This is a genomic window from Actinomadura parmotrematis, assembly GCF_019458805.1.
GTDB lineage: Bacteria > Actinomycetota > Actinomycetes > Streptosporangiales > Streptosporangiaceae > Spirillospora > Spirillospora parmotrematis.
The window spans coordinates 91,764-110,157 of sequence record NZ_JAIBOA010000020.1; the positions used below are offsets into that span (position 1 = coordinate 91,764).

At 75.0% G+C, this 18,394-nt stretch carries 19 protein-coding genes, 3 tRNA genes and 1 pseudogene; 4 read left to right on the forward strand and 19 right to left on the reverse strand.

What is annotated here, in order from left to right; genetic code table 11:
* Positions 1-899: 899 nt before the first annotated feature.
* Together K1Y72_RS37640 and K1Y72_RS27030 are read right to left on the reverse strand one after the other, a co-directional pair.
* Positions 900-1,406 (reverse strand): annotated as a pseudogene (locus tag K1Y72_RS37640) (OB-fold nucleic acid binding domain-containing protein); the annotation flags it as partial.
* A gap of 30 nt (positions 1,407-1,436) precedes the next feature.
* Positions 1,437-3,029, reverse strand: a complete 1,593-nt coding sequence (locus K1Y72_RS27030) for a DAK2 domain-containing protein (RefSeq protein WP_220169293.1) — start codon at positions 3,027-3,029, stop codon at positions 1,437-1,439.
* 234 nt (positions 3,030-3,263) lie between these two features.
* Here K1Y72_RS27030 and rpmB point away from each other — a divergent pair, with 234 nt between their 5' ends.
* The gene (gene rpmB, locus K1Y72_RS27035) at positions 3,264-3,458 is read left to right on the forward strand and encodes a 50S ribosomal protein L28 (protein ID WP_030164391.1); all 195 of its coding nucleotides are present in this window, start codon (positions 3,264-3,266) and stop codon (positions 3,456-3,458) included.
* Between the two features lie 98 nt (positions 3,459-3,556).
* Here rpmB and thiD read toward each other — a convergent pair whose 3' ends face one another.
* The 3 genes from thiD to K1Y72_RS27050 form a co-directional block, all read right to left on the reverse strand.
* Positions 3,557-4,351, reverse strand: a complete 795-nt coding sequence (gene thiD / locus K1Y72_RS27040; protein WP_220169294.1) for a bifunctional hydroxymethylpyrimidine kinase/phosphomethylpyrimidine kinase — start codon at positions 4,349-4,351, stop codon at positions 3,557-3,559.
* Between the two features lie 49 nt (positions 4,352-4,400).
* Positions 4,401-5,042 carry a cellulose binding domain-containing protein gene (locus K1Y72_RS27045; RefSeq protein ID WP_258573873.1) on the reverse strand — a complete coding sequence of 214 codons (642 nt, stop codon included), beginning with the start codon at positions 5,040-5,042 and terminating at the stop codon, positions 4,401-4,403.
* A 101-nt stretch (positions 5,043-5,143) separates the two neighbouring features.
* Positions 5,144-6,079 carry a thiamine-phosphate kinase gene (locus K1Y72_RS27050; protein WP_220169295.1) on the reverse strand — a complete coding sequence of 312 codons (936 nt, stop codon included), beginning with the start codon at positions 6,077-6,079 and terminating at the stop codon, positions 5,144-5,146.
* Positions 6,080-6,178: 99 nt separating this feature from the next.
* Here K1Y72_RS27050 and K1Y72_RS27055 point away from each other — a divergent pair, with 99 nt between their 5' ends.
* Together K1Y72_RS27055 and K1Y72_RS27060 are read left to right on the forward strand one after the other, a co-directional pair.
* Entirely contained in the window at positions 6,179-6,412 is a 234-nt protein-coding gene (locus K1Y72_RS27055; RefSeq protein ID WP_220169296.1) for an Lrp/AsnC ligand binding domain-containing protein, read from the forward strand.
* Positions 6,413-6,440: 28 nt separating this feature from the next.
* On the forward strand, positions 6,441-6,866 hold the full coding sequence (locus K1Y72_RS27060) for a DUF3515 domain-containing protein (RefSeq protein WP_258573909.1): 426 nt from the start codon (positions 6,441-6,443) through the stop codon (positions 6,864-6,866).
* Positions 6,867-6,888: 22 nt separating this feature from the next.
* Here the strand turns inward: K1Y72_RS27060 and K1Y72_RS27065 are convergent, their stop codons facing one another.
* The 14 genes from K1Y72_RS27065 to K1Y72_RS27130 all read right to left on the reverse strand — a co-directional run bounded on the left by K1Y72_RS27065 (position 6,889) and on the right by K1Y72_RS27130 (position 17,726).
* On the reverse strand, positions 6,889-7,440 hold the full coding sequence (locus K1Y72_RS27065; RefSeq protein ID WP_220169298.1) for a YybH family protein: 552 nt from the start codon (positions 7,438-7,440) through the stop codon (positions 6,889-6,891).
* A complete protein-coding gene (locus K1Y72_RS27070) occupies positions 7,441-7,635 on the reverse strand; it encodes a ferredoxin (RefSeq protein WP_220169299.1) in 195 nt (64 codons plus the stop codon).
* A gap of 10 nt (positions 7,636-7,645) precedes the next feature.
* The gene (gene cyp51, locus K1Y72_RS27075; RefSeq protein WP_220169300.1) at positions 7,646-8,977 is read right to left on the reverse strand and encodes a lanosterol 14-alpha demethylase; all 1,332 of its coding nucleotides are present in this window, start codon (positions 8,975-8,977) and stop codon (positions 7,646-7,648) included.
* Positions 8,974-9,753, reverse strand: coding sequence for an SDR family oxidoreductase (locus K1Y72_RS27080; protein ID WP_220169301.1), 780 nt, complete (start codon positions 9,751-9,753; stop codon positions 8,974-8,976). Before K1Y72_RS27080 ends, cyp51 begins: the two co-directional genes overlap by 4 nt.
* 3 nt (positions 9,754-9,756) lie before the next feature.
* Positions 9,757-10,953: a cytochrome P450 gene (locus K1Y72_RS27085; RefSeq protein WP_220169302.1), complete on the reverse strand. Its 1,197-nt coding sequence runs from the start codon at positions 10,951-10,953 to the stop codon at positions 9,757-9,759.
* Between the two features lie 11 nt (positions 10,954-10,964).
* Positions 10,965-11,546, reverse strand: coding sequence for a TetR/AcrR family transcriptional regulator (locus tag K1Y72_RS27090; protein ID WP_308287249.1), 582 nt, complete (start codon positions 11,544-11,546; stop codon positions 10,965-10,967).
* A gap of 129 nt (positions 11,547-11,675) precedes the next feature.
* Positions 11,676-13,868, reverse strand: coding sequence for a hypothetical protein (locus tag K1Y72_RS27095; RefSeq protein WP_220169304.1), 2,193 nt, complete (start codon positions 13,866-13,868; stop codon positions 11,676-11,678).
* Entirely contained in the window at positions 13,865-14,605 is a 741-nt protein-coding gene (locus K1Y72_RS27100) for a hypothetical protein (protein WP_220169305.1), read from the reverse strand. Before K1Y72_RS27100 ends, K1Y72_RS27095 begins: the two co-directional genes overlap by 4 nt.
* A 71-nt stretch (positions 14,606-14,676) precedes the next feature.
* Complete coding sequence (locus K1Y72_RS27105; RefSeq protein ID WP_220169306.1) at positions 14,677-15,315, reverse strand: Crp/Fnr family transcriptional regulator; 639 nt, start codon at positions 15,313-15,315, stop codon at positions 14,677-14,679.
* Positions 15,316-15,362: 47 nt separating this feature from the next.
* Positions 15,363-15,445 (reverse strand) — tRNA-Tyr (locus tag K1Y72_RS27110).
* Positions 15,446-15,450: 5 nt separating this feature from the next.
* Positions 15,451-15,524: transfer RNA gene (locus K1Y72_RS27115), tRNA-Leu, on the reverse strand.
* A gap of 4 nt (positions 15,525-15,528) precedes the next feature.
* Positions 15,529-15,602, reverse strand: a tRNA-Leu gene (locus tag K1Y72_RS27120).
* A gap of 193 nt (positions 15,603-15,795) precedes the next feature.
* Positions 15,796-16,851 carry a PDR/VanB family oxidoreductase gene (locus K1Y72_RS27125; protein ID WP_220169307.1) on the reverse strand — a complete coding sequence of 352 codons (1,056 nt, stop codon included), beginning with the start codon at positions 16,849-16,851 and terminating at the stop codon, positions 15,796-15,798.
* On the reverse strand, positions 16,848-17,726 hold the full coding sequence (locus tag K1Y72_RS27130; protein WP_220169308.1) for a metal-dependent hydrolase: 879 nt from the start codon (positions 17,724-17,726) through the stop codon (positions 16,848-16,850). Before K1Y72_RS27130 ends, K1Y72_RS27125 begins: the two co-directional genes overlap by 4 nt.
* 177 nt (positions 17,727-17,903) lie before the next feature.
* Here K1Y72_RS27130 and rnhA point away from each other — a divergent pair, with 177 nt between their 5' ends.
* Complete coding sequence (gene rnhA, locus K1Y72_RS27135; protein ID WP_220169309.1) at positions 17,904-18,359, forward strand: ribonuclease HI; 456 nt, start codon at positions 17,904-17,906, stop codon at positions 18,357-18,359.
* Positions 18,360-18,394 lie beyond the last annotated feature (35 nt).

An 18,394-nucleotide genomic window follows, 5' to 3' on the forward strand; every position in this document is an offset into this window, starting at 1 on the left:
CGACGCATCCGGCAGCCGTCGGGCACCAGCTCCGCGACGGCCTGGACGATCTCCTCGTCCTGGGTGGAGATCTCGACGCGGCCGTGCAGCAGGGAGCCGTCGCCGAGCAGGAGGCCGAGCAGATAGGGATCGACCGGGCGTTCGCCCAGGTCGTCCAGCTCGGGGGCTTCGAGCAACGGCAGGTACCACTTGCTCGTGCCGGACTTGCGCAGCAGGTCGGCGCGGAGCTCGCGCGTCGTCAGCACCTTCAACGGACCGCCCCGGTGCCAGCCGGTGTCGGTCTTGACGGGCCACAGGTGCTCGTCGTCGCACTCGACCGACGTGCCGTCGGAGAAGACGAGCCGGTACACCTCGCGCTCGCCCTGCGGGAAGACGCCGGTGACGACGGTCGCCTCCCCGCCGGGGGTGATCACCTCGGTTCCGATCCCCATCTCTCCCATCGGCCGGTACCCGGCCGGCGTGAGGACGCCCGCGTCCAGCGGCTGGGCCTTGCCGGCGCCGACGTCGCCCTGGAGGAGGCGGTGCATGGGGTGGGCGCGGGCGAGGTCGGCGGCGATCTCGTCGCCGACGGTGCGCTGGCCGTCGGTGAGGGTGAAGGGCAGGCGGGCGTCGAAGGCGTCGAGGAGGCCGCCGGCGGCGCGGGGGCGGGCGGTGGCGGGCAGGCCGGCGGCGGCGCGGCGGCGCTGGGCGAGGGCGACCTGGAGGACGAACGCCTCGTCCCACTTCAGGCGCTTGCGGGCGCGGCCGAGGTCGTCCCAGGAGCGGGGGCGGTGCACGCCCTCGTAGGCGGCGCGCTGGTCGGCGAGGCGGTGCGCGGCGCGGACGGCGGCGGGGAGCGGGTCGTCGCCGAGGTCGGCCTGGTCCAGGACGATGCCGACGGACTGGCCGATCGTCTCGATGTCCAGGCCCTTGGTGGAGGGGTAGATCGGGATGATCTCGTCGGCCCACTCCTGGGCGGCGGCCTCGCCGGCGCGGTCGGGGACGACCTTGTACTGCGGGTGCGCGAGCTGGCGCTGCGGGCGGCCCGACCGCGGCCGGTAGGTGCTGATCTTGCCGGCGAACAGGCCGCGGGTGCCCGGGGACAGGTCGCGCTCGGCGACGTAGGAGCCGCGGCGGCCGAAGAAGCTGAGCTTCAGCTCGCCGGTGCCGTCGGTGACGGTGATCTCCAGGACGTAGCCGGGGCTGCGGGTGAGGGTGCGGCCCTGCACCTTGACGACCTCGGCCATGACGGTGACGTGCTCGCCGTCCTCCAGCTCGGCGAGCGGGGTGAGCTCGCCGCGGTGGGCGTAGCGGCGCGGGTAGTGGTGGAGCAGGTCGCGGGCCGTGTGCAGGTCGAGTCCCTTGTCCAGCACCTTGGCGGTCTTGTCGCCCAGGACCTTGCGCAACGGCTCGTCGAGGTTCGTCACCCGTCTTTTCTAGCCCATCGCACCGACACCTCACTCCACGCCGAGCAGGAGCGGGTAGCGCTCCTGCCCGCCGTCGTAGGCGCCGACCTCGACGTGGGGGTGCCGCTCGCCCAGGTGGCGCTCCAGGGTCGCGGCGAGATCGGCGGGGGCGTGCCGGCCGGTGATGACGGTGACGAGCTCGCCGCCGCCCGACAGCATCCGGTCGAGGACGGCGCGGGCGGCGGCGGCGAGGTCGCGGCGGATGAGCACGACGTCGCCCTCGATGAGGCCGAGGACGTCGCCGGGCTGGCAGAGGCCGACGCTGGTGACGGCCTCTTCCGCGGCGACCTCCAGGTGGCCGGAGCGGGTGGCGCCGGCGGCGCGGGTCATGGCGATGAGGTCCTCGCCGAAGCGGCGCCTCGGGTCGTGCACGGCGAGGGCGGCGAGGCCCTGCACCGACGCCTTGGTGGGGACGACGGCGATGCGCGCGCCCGCGTCGCGGGCGCGCTCGGCGGCGGCCTCGGCGAGGGCGAGGACCTCGGGCTCGTTCGGCAGCACGGCGACCTCGTCGCCGGCGGCGAGGATCGCGTCGGCGAGGACGGCGAGCGGCGGGACCGTGCCGGGCTCGCGCCGCACCACGCGGGCGCCGCAGTCCTCGAAGAGGGCGGCGAGGCCGCCGGCGGCGGTGACGGCGACGACGGCGCGGCCGGTGTGGGGGGCGCCGTGGGCGGGACCGTCGGCGTCGGCGATGCGCAGGTAGGTGACGCGGACGCGGTGCGGGCGGCCCGCGGCGAGACCCGCCTCGATGGCGGCGCCCGCGTCGTGCACGTGGACGTGGACGTTCCACAGGCCGCCGCCGCCGATGATGACCAGGGAGTCGCCGAGCGCGTCGAGGGCCTCGCGGAGCGGCGGGACCGCGTCGTCGGGGGCGTCCAGCAGGTACATGACCTCGTAGCCGGGGCCGGGCTCGCCCGCGGGGGCGGGCCCGGCGGGGGCGGTGCCCGCCGTGCGGGCGGGGACCTCGTAGCGCTCGGGGTACTCCTCGGTGACCACGGCGGTGAGGGCGTCCAGGACCACGCAGAGGCCCGCACCGCCCGCGTCGACGACGCCGTGGCGGGCGAGGACGTCCAGATCGCCGGTGGTGGCGCGCAGGGCGCGGCGGGCGCCCGCGGCGGCGGCGCGGGCGACGTCGGCGAGGCGCGGCCCGGCGGCGGTGGCCGCTTCGGCGGCGGCGTGCAGGACGCTGAGGATGGTGCCCTCGACGGGGTGCGCGACGGCGCCGCGCGCGAGCCCGGCGGCGTGGTCGAGGGCCTTGGCGAGCAGGGCGCCGTCCGCGGGCCGGTCCGCGGGGCCGAGGACGGCGGCGAGGCCGCGCAGCGTCTGGGCGAGGATGACGCCCGAGTTGCCGCGGGCGCCGAGCAGGGCGCCCTCGGCGAGCGCCCGCCAGGCGCCCGCCGTGCCGGGGGGCGCCTCGTCGGCGGCGTCGGCGGCGGCGAGGACGGTGAGGTGCAGGTTGGTGCCGGTGTCCCCGTCGGGGACGGGGAACACGTTGAGGGCGTCGACCTCGCCCCGGGTGCGGCCGAGGGCCTCGGCCGCCAGCCTGCTCCAGCGCCGTACCGCCGCCCCGTCCAGGTCCTCGACCACGTGTGCTCCCCTCGGCCGTTCCGCGCCTCTCTCTGTACCGCGACCGGCCCGTTCGTGGAAAGTGCGGGCGGCCGATTCCGCAGGCTGATTCGCCTAGCACGCGGCGCGTCGGCTAGTCTGATCCCTGCGCCTCATCCGGGGCGCCCTTTCGAGCGCTTCGGCCCTCGGCACCGCGTGCCGCGGGATCGCCGATCCGCTCCGATCCACAGCATCGACACCCACTTGGAGTTTCCCGTGGCTTCCGTCTGCGACGTCTGCGGCAAGGGACCCGGTTTCGGCATGCGCGTCTCCCACTCGCACCGCCGCACCCCGCGCCGCTGGAACCCCAACATCCAGCGCGTGCGCGCCGTCGTGAACGGCAGCACCAAGCGGATCAACGCCTGCACCTCGTGCATCAAGGCCGGCAAGGTCGTCAAGCCGACCGTCTGATCCGGCCGGGCGCCCCTCCGGGCTTCGCCGGTCTCGTCCTCCCAGGGGACGGGACCGGCTTTTCGTCGTCCGGGCCCGCCCCGCCCCGGGTCCGGGGGTCAGCGGGTGCGCCAGGCGTGGTCGACCGGGCCGATGCCGGCGCCGAGCGGGAACCCGGCGGCGATGGCGCCGGTGACGTAGTCCTTGGCGGCGGCGACCGCGGCGGGGACGGTGTCGCCGAGCGCGAGCCGGGAGGCGATCGCCGACGCCAGCGTGCAGCCGGTGCCGTGGGTGTGCCGGTTGTCGTGGCGGGCGGCGGTGAAGCGGTGCTCGCGCTCGCCGTCGAACAGCAGGTCGGCGGGCTCGCCGGGCAGGTGCCCGCCCTTGATCAGCGCCCACCGGGGGCCGAGCGCGAGGACGGCCTCGGCGGCCTCGCGGAGCCCCGACTCGTCCACCACCTTCACGCCGGTGAGCTGCTCGACCTCCCACAGGTTGGGGGTCGCGACGGTCGCGACGGGGAGCAGGACGGCGCGGACGGCGGCGACGGCGTCGCGGGCGAGCAGGGCGTCGCCGTGCTTGGAGACGCCGACCGGGTCGACCACGACGGGCGCGTCCACGGTGGCGAGGCGGGCGGCGACGGTCTCCACGAGGGCGGTCGAGGCGAGCATCCCGGTCTTCACCGCGTGCACGCCGATGTCGTCCAGGACCGAGTCGAGCTGCGCGCGGACGGCCTCGGGCGGCAGCTCCCAGAAGCCCTGGACGCCGACGGAGTTCTGCGCGGTCACGGCCGCGACGACGCTCATGCCGTGCACGCCGTGGGCGTGCATGGTCTTCAGGTCGGCCTGGATCCCGGCGCCGCCGCCGGAGTCCGATCCCGCGACGGTGAGGACGAGCGGCGGAGCGGAGACGGTCATGCCCCTACTTTAGGGCGCACACCACCGCGCATTGGTGCGTTCCCGGCGGTCAGGGGTGGGCGCAGGTGAGCTTGTTCAGGACGCACGTGGCGGGGGCGGCGGCGGTGCCGCGCGCGGTGTAGACGACCGTGACCGAGGCGCCGGGGGCGAGCGCCGCGGCGCTGCGCACCCAGCCCTGCCTCCCGGTCCGCACGACCTGCCCGCCCGACAGCGTCCGCACCGTGGCGGCGGGGAAGGCGAAGGCGAGCGACCAGCGCGGGGCGGCCGCGTCGCCGCGGTTGGCGATGGTGGCGGCGCCGGTGAAGCCGGTCGCGGTGCGCGCGGTCGTGCGGAAGGAGACGACGAGGCGCGCGGTGCCGCGGGCGCTGCGGCTGGCCCGGTCGCCGGGGTTGCGCTGCGCGACCTGGCTCTCCTCGGTGCCGGACTGGGCGCCCTCCGAGGGCGGGGAGAAGTTCAGCGAGATCTGCTTGGTGCTGTAGGCGTAGGCGACGACTCCGACGGCGATCACCAGCGCGAAGATCGGCAGCAGCGGCACGGGGGTCATCGCGAGCAGCCGCGCCGCCCGGCCGCGGGCGGGTTCGGCGGGACCGCCGGGGCCCTCGGGGGCCTCGTGCCGGGAGGGGCCGGCGGGCGGTCCGGCGGCCCGCCCGGGGCCGCCCTGCGCCTGCTGGAGCTTGGTGTGTCGTCCCATCCCATCCCTCTTCGATCACAGGATGTATACCAAATCCCCGTCAAGGCTGCCTACCGGATGAGCAAAGCCGCACCTCGGGACGCATCCCGCCGTAGGGCCCCTCAGCTGCTGAAATGATCCCATCCGCCGGGGCCGGCGGGGCGGCCGTCCACGACCACGCCCGTGCCCTGCGTCACGGTGCCCGCCGCCACCGTCCCCACCACCGTCCATGATGGCGGCAGCGGGGCGTCCGGCGGGAAGGTACCGGCGAAGCCGTGGTCCTCGCCGCCGGTGAGGACGTGCCGCAGGCCGTCCGGGCCGAGGACGGCGGGGACCGGCACCCGCGCCGTGTCGATCTCGATGCGGACGCCGGACGCGGCGGCGATGTGCCCGGCGTCCTGGAGCAGGCCGTCGCTCACGTCCAGCAGCGCGGTGGCGCCCAGCGCGCGGGCCTCGGCGCCCGCCGCGTAGGGCGGGCGGGGGCGGCGGTGGGCGTCCAGCAGCTCGGCGGGGCCGTCCGCGCCGGCGCGGAACAGGTCGAGGCCGGCCGAGGAGAACCCGAGGCGGCCCCGGTAGGCGAGCACGTCGCCGGGGCGGGCGCCGGAGCGGGTGAGCGGCTGCGCGCCGCCGAGGTCGCCGAGCGCGGTGACCGCGAGAGTGACCTCGGACGCCGCGACGACGTCGCCGCCCGCGACGCCCGCGCCCGTCTCGGCGCACTCGTCGGCGAGGCCGTCGTAGAGCCGCTCGACCCAGGCGGTCCCGGTGGCGGGCGGCAGCGCGAGGCCGACGAGCAGCGCGGTCGGGCGGGCGCCCATCGCGACGACGTCGGCGAGGTTCTGCGCGGCGGCCTTGCGGCCGATGTCGTAGGGCCCCGACCAGTCGCGGCGGAAGTGGCGGCCCTCCACCAGCAGGTCGGTGGTCGCGGCGACCCGCCCGTCGGGGGCGGCGACGAGCGCTGCGTCGTCGCCGGGGCCGAGCAGGACCGCCGGCGCGGCGGGCAGCCGCGCGGCCAGCCGCCCGATCAGCCCGAATTCCCCCAGCTCAGAGATACCGGTCATGCTCCCCCGTTCCACCCGCCCCACCCCGTGCTGCCGCCACGGCGCACAACACGATACGGTGACCGTCCGAACGCTTTTCTCCGCCCAGGGGAGGACGTGGTGGTGCAGGCTTACATCCTCATCCAGACCGAAGTGGGCAAGGCCGCCGCGGTGGCGGGCGAGATCTCCGACATCACCGGCGTGACGCTGGCGGAGGACGTGACGGGCCCCTATGACGTGATCGTGCGAGCGGAGGCGAACAATGTCGACGAGCTCGGCAAGCTCGTCGTCGCCTCGATCCAGGGCGTCGAAGGCATCACCCGCACCCTCACCTGCCCGATCGTCCACATCTAGGCGGCGCGCCGCCCTCGCGCTGCTCGCGCTGCTCGCACCCGCCGCGGCGGGCTGCGGCGCGGGCGCGGTGCAGGTCGCGCCGCCCGCCCCGGACGCCGCGGCGGCCCGGCTCTGCGCGGGCCTCCGGCTCCCGCAGAAGCTGCACGGGCTCGCCCGCCGCGACACCTCCCCGTCCTCGCCGCTGACCGCCGTGTGGGGCTCCCCCGCGATCGCGCTGCGCTGCGGGGTGCCGGCGCCGGCGGAGCTGGGCCCCGTCTCCCAGCTCCAGACGATCAGCGGCGTCGAGTGGTTCGGCGTCCCCGCCGACCGGCCCGTCACCTGGACGGCGGTGGCCCGCCAGGCGTACGTCGAGGTGACGGTCCCGGCCAAGTACGCGCCGCCCGGCGACGTGCTCATCGAGGTCGGCGACCTGGTCAAGGCGGCGATCCCGGCCAAGCCCGAGGGCCAGATCTAGCGGCCCCCGGGCCCGGCCTCCGTCACCAGATGGGGACGGGCGCCTCACCGCGCGGGTAGTAGCCGGGGATCGGCCCGCCGGCGGCGGCCCGGTCCAGGCGGCGCTTCATGCCGTCCGACAGCACCCCGGCCTTCAGCATCTCGATGAACACCGCGGTGACGTTGCCGAGGTCGAACCAGTCGCGCTGCCACGACCACCGGCCGTCCCCGGCGTAGCGGAACCAGCTCCCGCCGATCCCGGCGACCTCGTACGGCGACCCGTCGGCGCGCTTCGCGTCGGCGATCTGCTTCCAGAACCCGACGACCATGCCCTCCTTCTCGTCGACGAGGATCGACTGGTAGGGGTAGGTCCAGCCGTCCAGGCCGCCCATCTCGCTGCCGAGCGCGATGTCGCGGATCTCGTCGCGGCCGACGGCCATGAAGTCCTGGTCGGGGCCGATGTTCCAGCCGTAGGTGGCGTCCTCGGTGTACAGGTCGGCGAGCGGGCGCCAGTCGCCGACCGCCTCGCACTCGCGGTTGGCCTCCAGCCAGCGGGCGACCATGGCGTCCAGTTCGGCACGGGGGAAGGCGGTCATTCACGTCTCCAGCAGTCGAAGGGCCTGGGTGGGGCAGTAGCGGACGGCGGACGCGACCTCGGCGCGGGCGTCCTCGGGCGGCGCGGGGTCCAGGACGCGGACCTTGCCCTTGCGCTCGACCTCGAAGACGTCCGGGGCCTCCAGCTCGCAGAGGGCGTGGCCCTGGCAGAGGTCGGCGTCGACCTCGATCCTCATGCGGGCCCCCTCACGGCCGCTTGCGGCGGCGGTAGCGGACGGCGCAGGGGCGGGCGAGCTGGACGACCATCTTGGAGTGGTCGTTGCGGTAAGAGCCGGGGTCCTGGGCGAGCTCGAACTCCCAGTCGCGCAGCAGCACCGAGAAGATCGCCTTGAGCTGGATCATCGCGAAGTTCGCGCCGACGCAGCGGTGCCGGCCCGCCCCGAACGGCACCCACGTCCAGCGGTGCAGCAGGTCCTCCTCGCGCGGCGCGAGGTAGCGCTCGGGGTGGAAGGCGTCGGGGTCGGGGAAGTCCTCGGCGATGCGGTTGGACACCGCCAGGCTGCACCCGACCATCGTGCCGGGCGCGATGCGGTGGCCGAGGACCTCCTGCTCGTTCTGGGCGACGCGGAGCAGCAGGATCAGCGGCGGGTGCAGCCGCAGCGCCTCCTTGATCGCCGCCTCCAGGCGCGGGATGGTGCGCAGCGCCTGGAAGCTCACCTCGCTCCCGTCGGCGTACAGGTCGTCGAGCTCGGTGACGACGCCGTCCAGGACGCCGGGGTTGCGGAGCAGCTCGATGAGCGTCCAGGCGGCGGTGCCGGACGAGGTGTGGTGCCCGGCGAACATCATCGAGATGAACATGCCGGTGATCTGGTCGGCGGTGAACTTCGGCGTGCCGTCCTCGTCCCGGATGGAGATGAGGACGTCGAGCAGGTCGCGGTCCTCGCGCGGCGGGCGCGGGTCGCGGCCGTCCATGATCCCCTGGACGAGCGCGACGAGCCGCGCGCGCGCCTCGTCGCGGCGCCGGAAGCTGTCGATCGGCGCGTAGGGGTCGACGTAGGCGAGCGCGTCGGTGCCGCGTTCCAGCTCGTGGTACAGCTCGGCGAAGCGGTGGTCGAGCTGCTCGCGGAACTTGCGGCCGATCAGGCAGGCCGAGGACGTGTAGATGGTGAGCTCGGCGAACCAGTCGAGCAGGTCGATCTCGCCGTCCTCGCCCCACCCGGCGGTCATCCGGCCGACCTCGGCGGCGATGGTGGCGGCGTGGCCCTTCAGGTAGGAGCCCTTGAGGGCCTGGTTGTGCAGGGCCTCGCGGCGCTGCTCGGGGGTCGCGTCGAAGACCACGCCCTCCCCGAAGATCGGCGTCATGAACGGGTACGCCTCGGCCTGGTCGAGGTCCTCGTCCGGGGCGCGGAAGAAGAACTCGTTGGCCTCGGCGCCCGACACCAGCACCACGTCGCGGCCCGCGAGCCGGAACGCGCCGACGTCGCCGCACTCGCCGCGCACCCGCTCCATGAGCGCGATCGGGTCGGTGCGCAGTTCCTCCAGGTGGTCGGGGCCGCCCGACACGAAGGGGATCGTCATCGCTGCTCCAAGGGGGCTTCGGGCTGGACCTCGACCAGGGACAGGTGCGCGCCGCGCGGCGCGCCGACCACGGCGGCGACGGCGGACGCGACGTCGGAGGGCCGCAGGAAGGAGGAGTGGCGGGCCAGGCCCCACTTCACCCACTCCTCCAGGACCTCGCCGGTGACGTCGGGATCCCAGTTCAGGCCCATGTTGGTGCTGGTCGGGCCGGGCCGGACGATGGAGGCGCGCACGCCGGTGCCCTCCAGCTCCATCTGCAGGGCGCGGGCCATGCCCTCGACGCCGTTCTTGGCGGCGACGTAGGCGCCCATGCGGGTGCGCGGGGCGCGCACCACGTCCGAGGACACGAACACGACGTCGCCGCGGCCGCGCGCCACCATGCCGGGCACCAGGTGCGAGACGAGGCGGTGCGCGCCGACCAGGTGGACCTGCACCTGGGCGAGGAAGGCCGCCGAGTCCAGGTCGTGGATCCGGTCGGCCGACAGGTCGCCGGCGGACGACACGACGATCTCGGCGGCGCCGATCGCGTCCTCGGCGGCGGCGGTGAACGCCTTCACCGAGTCCTCGTCGGCGACGTCGAGGGGCAGCGCGACGGCCTCGCCGCCGTCCGCGCGGATCTCCGCGGCGATGTCCGCGCAGACCCGCGCGCGGCGGGCGCCGAGCGCGACGGGATGGCCGAGCCCGGCGAGCGCGCGGGCGGTGGCGGCGCCGATGCCGGACGAGGCGCCGGACACGACGGCGGGCCGCCGGTCGGGGTGGGGGGCGAACCTGGGCATGTCTTACCTGACCTCCAGGCGGACGGGGAGGGTGGCGAAGCCGCGCACGTTGACCGAGTGGACGCGTTCGGCGCGGTCGTGGTCGACCTCGAAGCCGCGGACCCGGCGGACCAGCTCGCCGAGCGCGACGCGCGCCTCCAGCCGGGCCAGGTTGGCGCCGAGGCAGAAGTGCCGCCCGCCGCCGAAGCTGACCAGCTGGGAGGTGTCGCGGTCCAGGTCGTAGGCGTCGGGACGGTCGAACGCGCGGGGGTCGCGGTTGGCCGACCCGACGAGCAGCAGCACCCGCTCGCCCGCGGGGACGGTGGTGCCGTGCCAGGTGCTGTCGCGGACGGCGAGGCGGGCGAGCATCTGGCTGGAGGTGTCGTAGCGCAGCGTCTCCTCCACCCAGTCGTCGACGCGGCCGGGGTCGCGCAGGGGCTTGGCGGCCTCGGCGGGGTTGCGCGCCGCCCAGTACAGGGCGTTGGCGAGCAGCTTGGTGGTCGTCTCGTTGCCGGCGACGACCATGAGGAACAGGAAGGCGATGACCTCCTTGTCGTCCAGCCGGTCGCCGTCCAGCTCGGCGTCCAGCAGCGCGGACGTCAGGTCGTCGCGGCGCGCGCGGCGCCGCTCGGCGACCATGTCCTCGTAGTAGCCGACGAGGGTGAGCGCGGCGTCCATGCCGGCGGGCGGCACGTCGTCCAGGCCCTCCTCGCGGTGCACGACGAGGTCGGCGAGGCGCCGCACCTCGGCGCGGTCGGCCTCGGGGACGCCCATCATCTGCGAGATGACGTCCATCGGCAGCAGCCCGGCGAAGTCGGCGACCCAGTCGCCCTCGCCCTGGTCGAGCAGCGCCTCCAGATGGCGGCGGGTGAGCTCCAGGATGCCGTCGCCCATCTCCTTGACGCGGCGGGGCGTGAACCCCTTGGAGACCAGGGACCGCATCCGGGTGTGGCGGGGCGGGTCGAGCGCGAGGAACGACATGGTGCGGTGGGCCTGCGGGCCCCACGCGCTCGGCTCGACCGACACGCCGTGCGAGCTGGAGAACGTCTCGTGGTCGCGGAACGCCCTGGCGACGTCGGCGTGCCGCGACAGCGCCCAGAAGCCGAGGGCGTCGTTGCGGTAGAGCGGCGCCTCGTCGCGCAGGCGCGCGTAGACGGGATAGGGGTCATCGTGGACGGCGTAGTCGTAGGGGCTGTAGGAGGGGCGGTGGGAGGGGTCCACGGCCGGTCACCTCACTCGGGGTCGGGCAGGATGAGCTCGGCCATCTCCGCCAGCCGGTCGGCCATGCGGGCGTAGGAGGTGTAGCCCATGCCCGCGTGCACCAGCGCGCCGGCGTAGGCCAGCTCCAGCGCGCCGAGGATCTTCGGGTCGTCGCGGCCCAGCGCGGCGCGCAGCCGGTCCCGGATGGCCACGCCGATCCGGATCCGCAGCTCGCGCACGTCGGGGTCGGTGCCCAGCATCGCGGTGGTGCAGGCGGCGGCGAGCTCGGGCTCGTCCGACACCAGCAGCGCGATCTCGCGGAGGACCGTGACCACCCCGCCCGTCCCCGGCGCCGCCACCGTCTCGGCCACCGGCGGCAGCGCGTGCAGCCGCCGCCAGAAGACCTCGGTGATGAGGTGGTTCTTGGACGCGAAGTAGGTGTAGGCGGTGGCCGGGGCCACCCCGGCGCGCCTGGCCACGTTCCGCACGGTGAGGCCCTCGTAGCCGGCCTCGCGGACCTCCACCACCGCGGCGTCGGTCAGCCGCCGCACGGTGTCGGCCTGCCGCTCGGTCAGGCGCCTACGGGTGGACTCGGTCGTCAACTCACTGGACACATGTCCAGACATTAGTTCAGTTAGCGCTCGCGGACAACCCGCCCCGCCGCGCCCGCCCGCGCCTGGTCCATGGCGGCGCAGATCTCGGGCGGGACGGGCGCGTCACCGGCGAGTACGGCGGGCCGCCCGTCAACCAGGGGGCGGCGCCCGGAGGACGGTCCGTACCCCGCCCACCAGGGCCAGCAGCGTCCGCTGCCACTCCGACTGGGGTATCCGCGTCAGGATCGCGTCCCGGACGGCCCGGCGCTCGGGGCGCCCGTCCGCCCATTCGCGGGTGAGACCGGTCAGGGCGTACCGGCGCGGCGGATCCTCGCCGGTCGCCAGGGAGAACACCGCCACGATCGGATGGCGCACGTCCGGTCGGGCCTGCGCGTGGTCCAGCCAGGCCCCGACGGCCTCCGCGAGACCCGCATAACCGCCGCCGGGCCGGGTCTCGGCCGCCAGCGCCAATCGCCACGCGGGGATCCAGGAGTCCAGGGCCGCTCCCGGTCCGTCGATCAGCAGGAGGGGCCATCCCGCCGCGTCCCGCACCGCCGATTCCGCGAGAAAAGCCTCCGCCGCGAGGTCCGCCCGGCGTCCCGCCGCGAAGAACGGCGACCGGTCGAGGTTGGCCGTCCAGGCGATCAGCGCGGCGGCGACGAGCCCGCGATGGTGGACCGCGAGGGTACCGAGCGCGCTGAGGACCAGCGGCCGCAGCTCGTCGCGGTCCGCCGCCGCCATCCAGCCGAGCAGGTCCACGGTCCTTCGCGCCCGCGCCGCCGCGGCGGGCGTCCCGTCGGCGGTCCCCTCCAGCGCGATCCGAAGGCCCGCGGCGATGCGCCAGAACCCGTTCCCGGGCGGCAGGCCGAAAGCGGTCTCGCACCAGGAGACGGCGGTCGTGAAGACCGTCTCAGGGTGCGCTTCCGCGAGGTCGCGGGCCACCTCGAACACCTCGTCCGCGACCCGCCCGTCCCCGTGAGAGGCCAGGTGCTTCAGCCGGGTCAGCGCGATCTTCGTGTGCGTCTGGCCGAGGACGAGGCAGGTCCGGGCGACCGTCAGCCTGAGGGCCTGAGGCGCCTGCCGCTCGCGTGACCACTGGTAGAGCCGGCGCCGCACGCGTCCGCCGACACGTGGGTCGAGGCAGGTGCGGGCGAGCACCACATAGGAGAGGTCGGCGGCCTGCCACCGGTCGTCGGACCACCACTCGACGGTCTTCAGGATCTTGTCGGCCATACCGTGTTCGGCCGCCAGGTCGGCGAACGTCTCGGCGAGCCGCTGCCGGATCCGCGGATCGAGCGCGAGACCCGCGTCGACGGGCAGGAGCGACAGCCACGACAGGAGGTCGTGCCGGGTGAGCGGGTACTCGTCCCAGACATGGCGGAGCACCGAGCGCGCGTAACCCTGCCGGGAGAAGACGATCACCCCGTCGCGCTGGTCGGTGCCGAGCAGCTCGGCGAGCCCGGTGGACGGGTGCCAGGCGAGGCCACCGCCCGCCACCGTGAGTCTCAGCTGCCGCGCGAGCGCGAGCGCCGCACCGTAGACGCTGGTCTCGTCGGCCGGTTCGATCATCGCGGCGGCCACCATCAGCGACCGCTCCTGCACGTCGCCATGGCTCGTGAACCAGTTCCGCAGCTCGTCGGGCCAGCCGAGATAGGCCTTTTCCACCTCTCGATCGTCGGCGCCCTCGTTCTCGACGACGAGATCGGCGAGACGGCGTCCGTCGCCCGCGGCGCCGTCCCGCAGCAGCTCGGCCGCCCGCGGCCATTCGGGCCAGCGCGTGTCGGCGAACCCGGCGTGCTCCAGCCGCCGGCGGTAGACCCGCTCGGCCGATGGCGGCTGGACGACGATCGGCCGGAGGAACCCGGCGAACCGCTTCCAGTCGGCCCCGGTCCCGACGATGAGCAGGTAACCTCCTGCGCTGCGGACCGCCTCGATGCACGAACGCAGGGTCGTCTCCTGCTCGTCGGCCGCGCGGACCAGATAGCCGTGCACGCCGATCTCACCGATCTCGCTGACATCGTCGTCCTCCAGCGAGAGCAGGCGGATCGGCAAGCCCGGACGCAGCTCCCGCAGGGCGGCGACGCCCGTCGTCACCACACCGGCTCCGCCCGGCCCGCACAGCGCGGCCACGTGGTGGCCGCGCAGGGCCTCGACGATCGTCCCGTGGTTCAGGGCGGGCACGTAACCAGCGGTGCGGTCCGCCACCTCGCCCTCGGACAGCATCATCGCGGGCCGTCCCCGCACGAAGGTGAGCTGCTTCATGATCAGATCGCGGGAGACGACGTTGCCGAAGGCGGCCTGCGCGCCATCGCCACTGATCGTGACATCGTCGGACGCCGTCATGGCCGGTCCTGCCGGAGATCGCCGCGCACCGTGTTGCCGAACGCGACCTGCGCGCGGGCACCGCTGATCCTCACGCCGCTGATGGACGGTACGGCCGGTGCCGGCGCGTCTTCCGAGGACTCCTTCGCAGGTGGTCCGCCACCGCGCGCCGAGGAGACCGGGACGTGCAGGTAGGCGGGCCGGGCGAACTGCTTGACCTCCACGGCGACCTCGGTGAACCGGCTCGCGTGCAGGCCGGTGCGGCCGGCCTGGACGTAGGTGGCGAACACCTCGGCCGAGACCAGGAAGGCGACGAACGTCACGTCGCGGTGCGAGTCCGCCAGGGCCGCGCGGAGCGGCTTCGCCTCCACCAGGCGGCAGACCTCGGTGACGGCGGCGGAGATGCCCGGCGCGTCCGGGCGCTCGTCGTCGACGAGGCCGAAGTGCAGGGCGGCGCGCAGCCGCAGGTGCAGGCCGCGGGCCCGCAGCCGCGGCGCCGCGTCCGCGAGGGCCTCCTGGAGGCGGGCCGGGAAGGGGTGGACGAGCGCGGGGATCGCCTCGTGCGGCAGCGCGGCCAGGAGCCCGTCGCCGGTGCTCTCCAGGAACCGGACGGCGCGCCAGGTCTCGGCGAGGCCGCTGTCCCGGCAGGCCCGCTCCACGGCGTCGCGGATCTCCGTGTGCACGCCCGGCAGGTCGGCGTCGCGGTGCGTGCTGAACTTCTCGGCGTCCACGGTCAGCAGCGCCCGAAAGGTCTCCATGGTGGCCTTCCCCGGTGGTCGGCGGATGTGTGCTCACCCTGCCGAACGGGGCGGGAACGCAGTGTCAGATATCAGACATCGCGCTGGCCTGGTCCGGCCAGCGCCCGCAGCCGCGGCAGGTCGCGGAGGACGATCCGGCGGCGGCCGGTCTCCACCAGCCCGGCCGCGCGCAGCGCCTTCAGCTCGCCCGCCACCACGCCGCGCGACAGCCCGACGGCCTGCCCGATCTCCTCCTGCCCGACGCCGACCTCCACCGTCCCGCGCGCGTCGGCCTGGGCGAGCCGCAGGAGGGCCCGCACGACGCGCGGCCCCGAGTGCAGGGTGGCGATCTCGGCGCGCCACTCCTCGCCCTCGCGGATGCGCCGCATCGCCCGCCGCAGCAGCTCGCCCTCCAGCCCGGCCGACGCGACCCGCTCGCGGAACCGGCCGGCGGGCAGGACGAGCGTCCGGCACGGGTCGATCGCGACGACCGTCGCCGACCGCCCGTCGCCGCCGAGCAGGGAGATCTCGCCGAGCAGCTCGCCGGGGCCGCGCACCGCGAGCAGGACGGTGTCGCCGTCCGGCAGGGTCAGCACGGCCTTGACGCGGCCCGCCGTCAGCAGCAGCGCGTGGGTGGCGGGATCGCCCTGCCGCAGCAGCGGGGCGCCGGTGGGGAAGCGTTTCTCCGCGGCTCCGTCGAAGAGGCCGCGCCAGGGTCCGGGGACGCTCACGCCCCTGTCTCCCACAGCGGGACCGGCCGCCGCAAGGGGCGGAGGGGTGGGGCGGGTGGGAGTCGAACCCACTCAGCGCGAGGCGCCCGGGTTACAGCCAGGCCCGACTCTCCGGCGTCGGCGCCGCCCCTGGAGTGCCCTCGGCGGGATTCGAACCCGCACCCTCCCGGCTCTCGACCGGGTGCCTCTCCCTGTTGGACTACGAGGGCGTCGTGCGGCTCCCGGGATTCGAACCCGGAACGTCCGGTACCTGAGACCGGTCCCTCTGCCGATTGGGGTAGAGCCGCGCGCATGTTCGGGGAAGGCGTCACCGCGGGCGCGCGGCCGGGAGTCAGACGGGATACCGGCCGTTGCTGGCGTGCGACGCCGAGGGCAGTCGATACAGAAGTCGACGCATGGCCGGTCCCTCCTCACCTGTGTTCGTCACGGGCGGCCTGACACGCACAACGGTGCCAGGACGCGCGGACGGCGGCAACGTATTTACAGGTCGAGCGTCAGTTTCCCGCCGCTGGCACGGGACACGCAGACCAGCAGTGAGTCAGGGGCGGGGTCGGACGGGTGGCGGCGGTCGGCGTCGCCCGCCAGCAGTGACACCCGGCAGGTGCCGCAGAAACCCTGCCGGCATGAGTAGGCGACCGTCGGCGCCTTCTCCCTGATGACGTCCAGCGCGGAGCGGTCGGCGGGGACGTCGAGGACGGCACCGGTGCGGGCGAGCTCGATCTGGAAGGGGCGGCCGTCCACGATCGGGGCGGGCGCGAACCGCTCGTAGTGCAGGGTGGCCGGGCCGCCGGGGACGAACGCGGCGCGCACGGCGTCGATCATCGGGGCGGGGCCGCAGCAGTAGACGGCGGCGTCCGCCGGGGCGGCGGCGAGCAGCGCGGCGCAGTCGGGGACGCCGTGCTCGTCGTCGGTGCGGACCTCGGTCCGGCCGGCGGGCAGCTCGTCCAGGAAGGCGAGGCTCGCGCGGGTGCGGCCGGTGTAGACGAGCCGCCAGTCGGCGCCGAGGCGCTCGGCGGCCTGCACCATCGGCAGGATCGGGGTGATGCCGATGCCGCCGGCGAGGAACAGGTACCGGTCGCGGGCGAGGAACGGGAAGGCGTTGCGCGGCTCCTCGGCGGTGAGGGCGGCGCCCTCGGTGAGGGTGTCGTGCACCTCGCGGGAGCCGCCCCCGCCGCCGGGCAGGCGGCGGACGGCGATGCGGTAGGAGCGGCGGTCGGCGGGGTCGCCGCACAGGGAGTACTGGCGGCGGCGCCCGGACGGCAGCCGGACGTCCAGGTGGCCGCCGGGCTGCCAGGCGGGCAGCGCCCGCCCGTCGGGCGCGCCGAGCCGGAGGCTCACCACGTCCGCGGCCTCGCGCCGCATCTCCTGGACGACGAGCGCGAGGGTGCGGTCCACCGGCCGGACGGGGCGGACGGCGGGCGGACGGAGCGAGCGGACCCGCTGGACGCCGTTGAAGAAGGCGCTCGCCGCCGCCCAGAAGGGGTCGCGGGCGCGGCGGCCGTACAGGTCGGGCGGGACGTCGGCCGGGCTCGTCACCGCAGCGCCGCCTGCGCGGCCGGGGAGGAGGCGAGGTAGGCGAGCGCCTGCGCGGTGGACCCCTCGTTCAGCGGGCTGTAAGAGCGGCTCAGGTAGCGGCGCACCGACGCGCCGAGCATGCGGCCGTCGGGGGTGAGGCCCGCGCGGCCGGTGCGGCGGGCGTGCCGCAGGCCGCCCTTGATCCGGCCGCGGACGAGCGGGTCGCGGTCCAGCAGGAAGCGGTGGCCGCGCTGCCAGAGGGACAGCAGCATCGTGACGGTCTGGGCCATCGCGCGCAGCCGCGCCCCGTAGGAGCCGTCCAGGTGCATGAACAGGTCGTGCGCGACGTGCCGGTGCTCGACCTCCTCGGCGCCGTGCCAGCGCAGCAGGTCGAGCATCGTCGGGTCGGCGCCGGCGCGGTCCAGCGCCCCGGCGTTGAGGATCCAGTCGCCGAGGACGCCGGTGAAGTGCTCGATCGCGGCGATCAGGGCGACCCGCTCGACCAGCCAGCCGTGCGCCCGCTCGCCGGTGAGGCCGCGGTCGCCGAGCAGGCCCTCGAACATGAACTCCGCCTGCCGCACGAACGGGCGGACGTCCAGGCCCTGCGCCAGGAAGTGGTCGAGGACGCCGTCGTGGGAGGCGGCGTGCACGGCCTCCTGGCCGATGAAGCCGAGGACGTCCTCGCGGAGCCGGTCGTCGCGGATGTGCGGCACGGTCTCCTTGAAGACGCGGACGAACCACTCCTCGCCGGCGGGCAGCAGGAGGTGCAGCACGTTGACGAAGTGGGTGGCGACCGGGTCGCCGGGGATCCAGTGCAGCGGCACCGCCGCCCAGTCGAAGCGCACGTCGCGGGCCTGGAGGACGATGTTCTCCGGCTCGCCGAGGTGGACGGTCACGGCACCCTCCCCGGGGGAAAGCAAGGGCTTATTGACGAACAGTCCAGAACGCTACAGCGGGCGGGCCGCGCCGACAACGCGCGCGCCCGGTGAGGCTGGTCACCCGGAACCGCCCGCGGGTGATAACAATGGCGGCGGCGCGCCGCCGGAGCGCGCCGCCTTTCGACGGGAGCGCGCATGGACGGGCCGGGCACGCCGGTGGTCGCCTACACCGACGGCGGGTGCAGCCCGAATCCGGGCGCGGGCGGCTGGGGCGCGGTGCTGCGCTACGGCGCGCACGTCAAGGAGCTGTCCGGCGGCGAGCCCGACACCACCAACAACCGCATGGAGATCATGGCGGCCATCCAGGTGCTGGAGCACCTCACCCGGCCGTCGCTCGTGCGGGTGCACACCGACAGCCAGTACCTGCGGCAGGGCGTCACGCGGTGGATGGCGAACTGGAAGCGCAACGGCTGGCTGACCGCGTCCCGGCAGCCGGTGAAGAACGACGACCTGTGGCGCCGCCTGGACGCGGCGATGGCGCGCCACCGCGTCGAGTGGTTCTGGGTGAAGGGCCACGCCGGCGTCCCCGAGAACGAGCGCGCCGACGAGCTGGCGACGCGCGGCCGCCTCGGCCTCGCCGCCGCGCGCTGACCGCCCCGTCCGGCCCTCCCCGCTTCCTCTCCCGC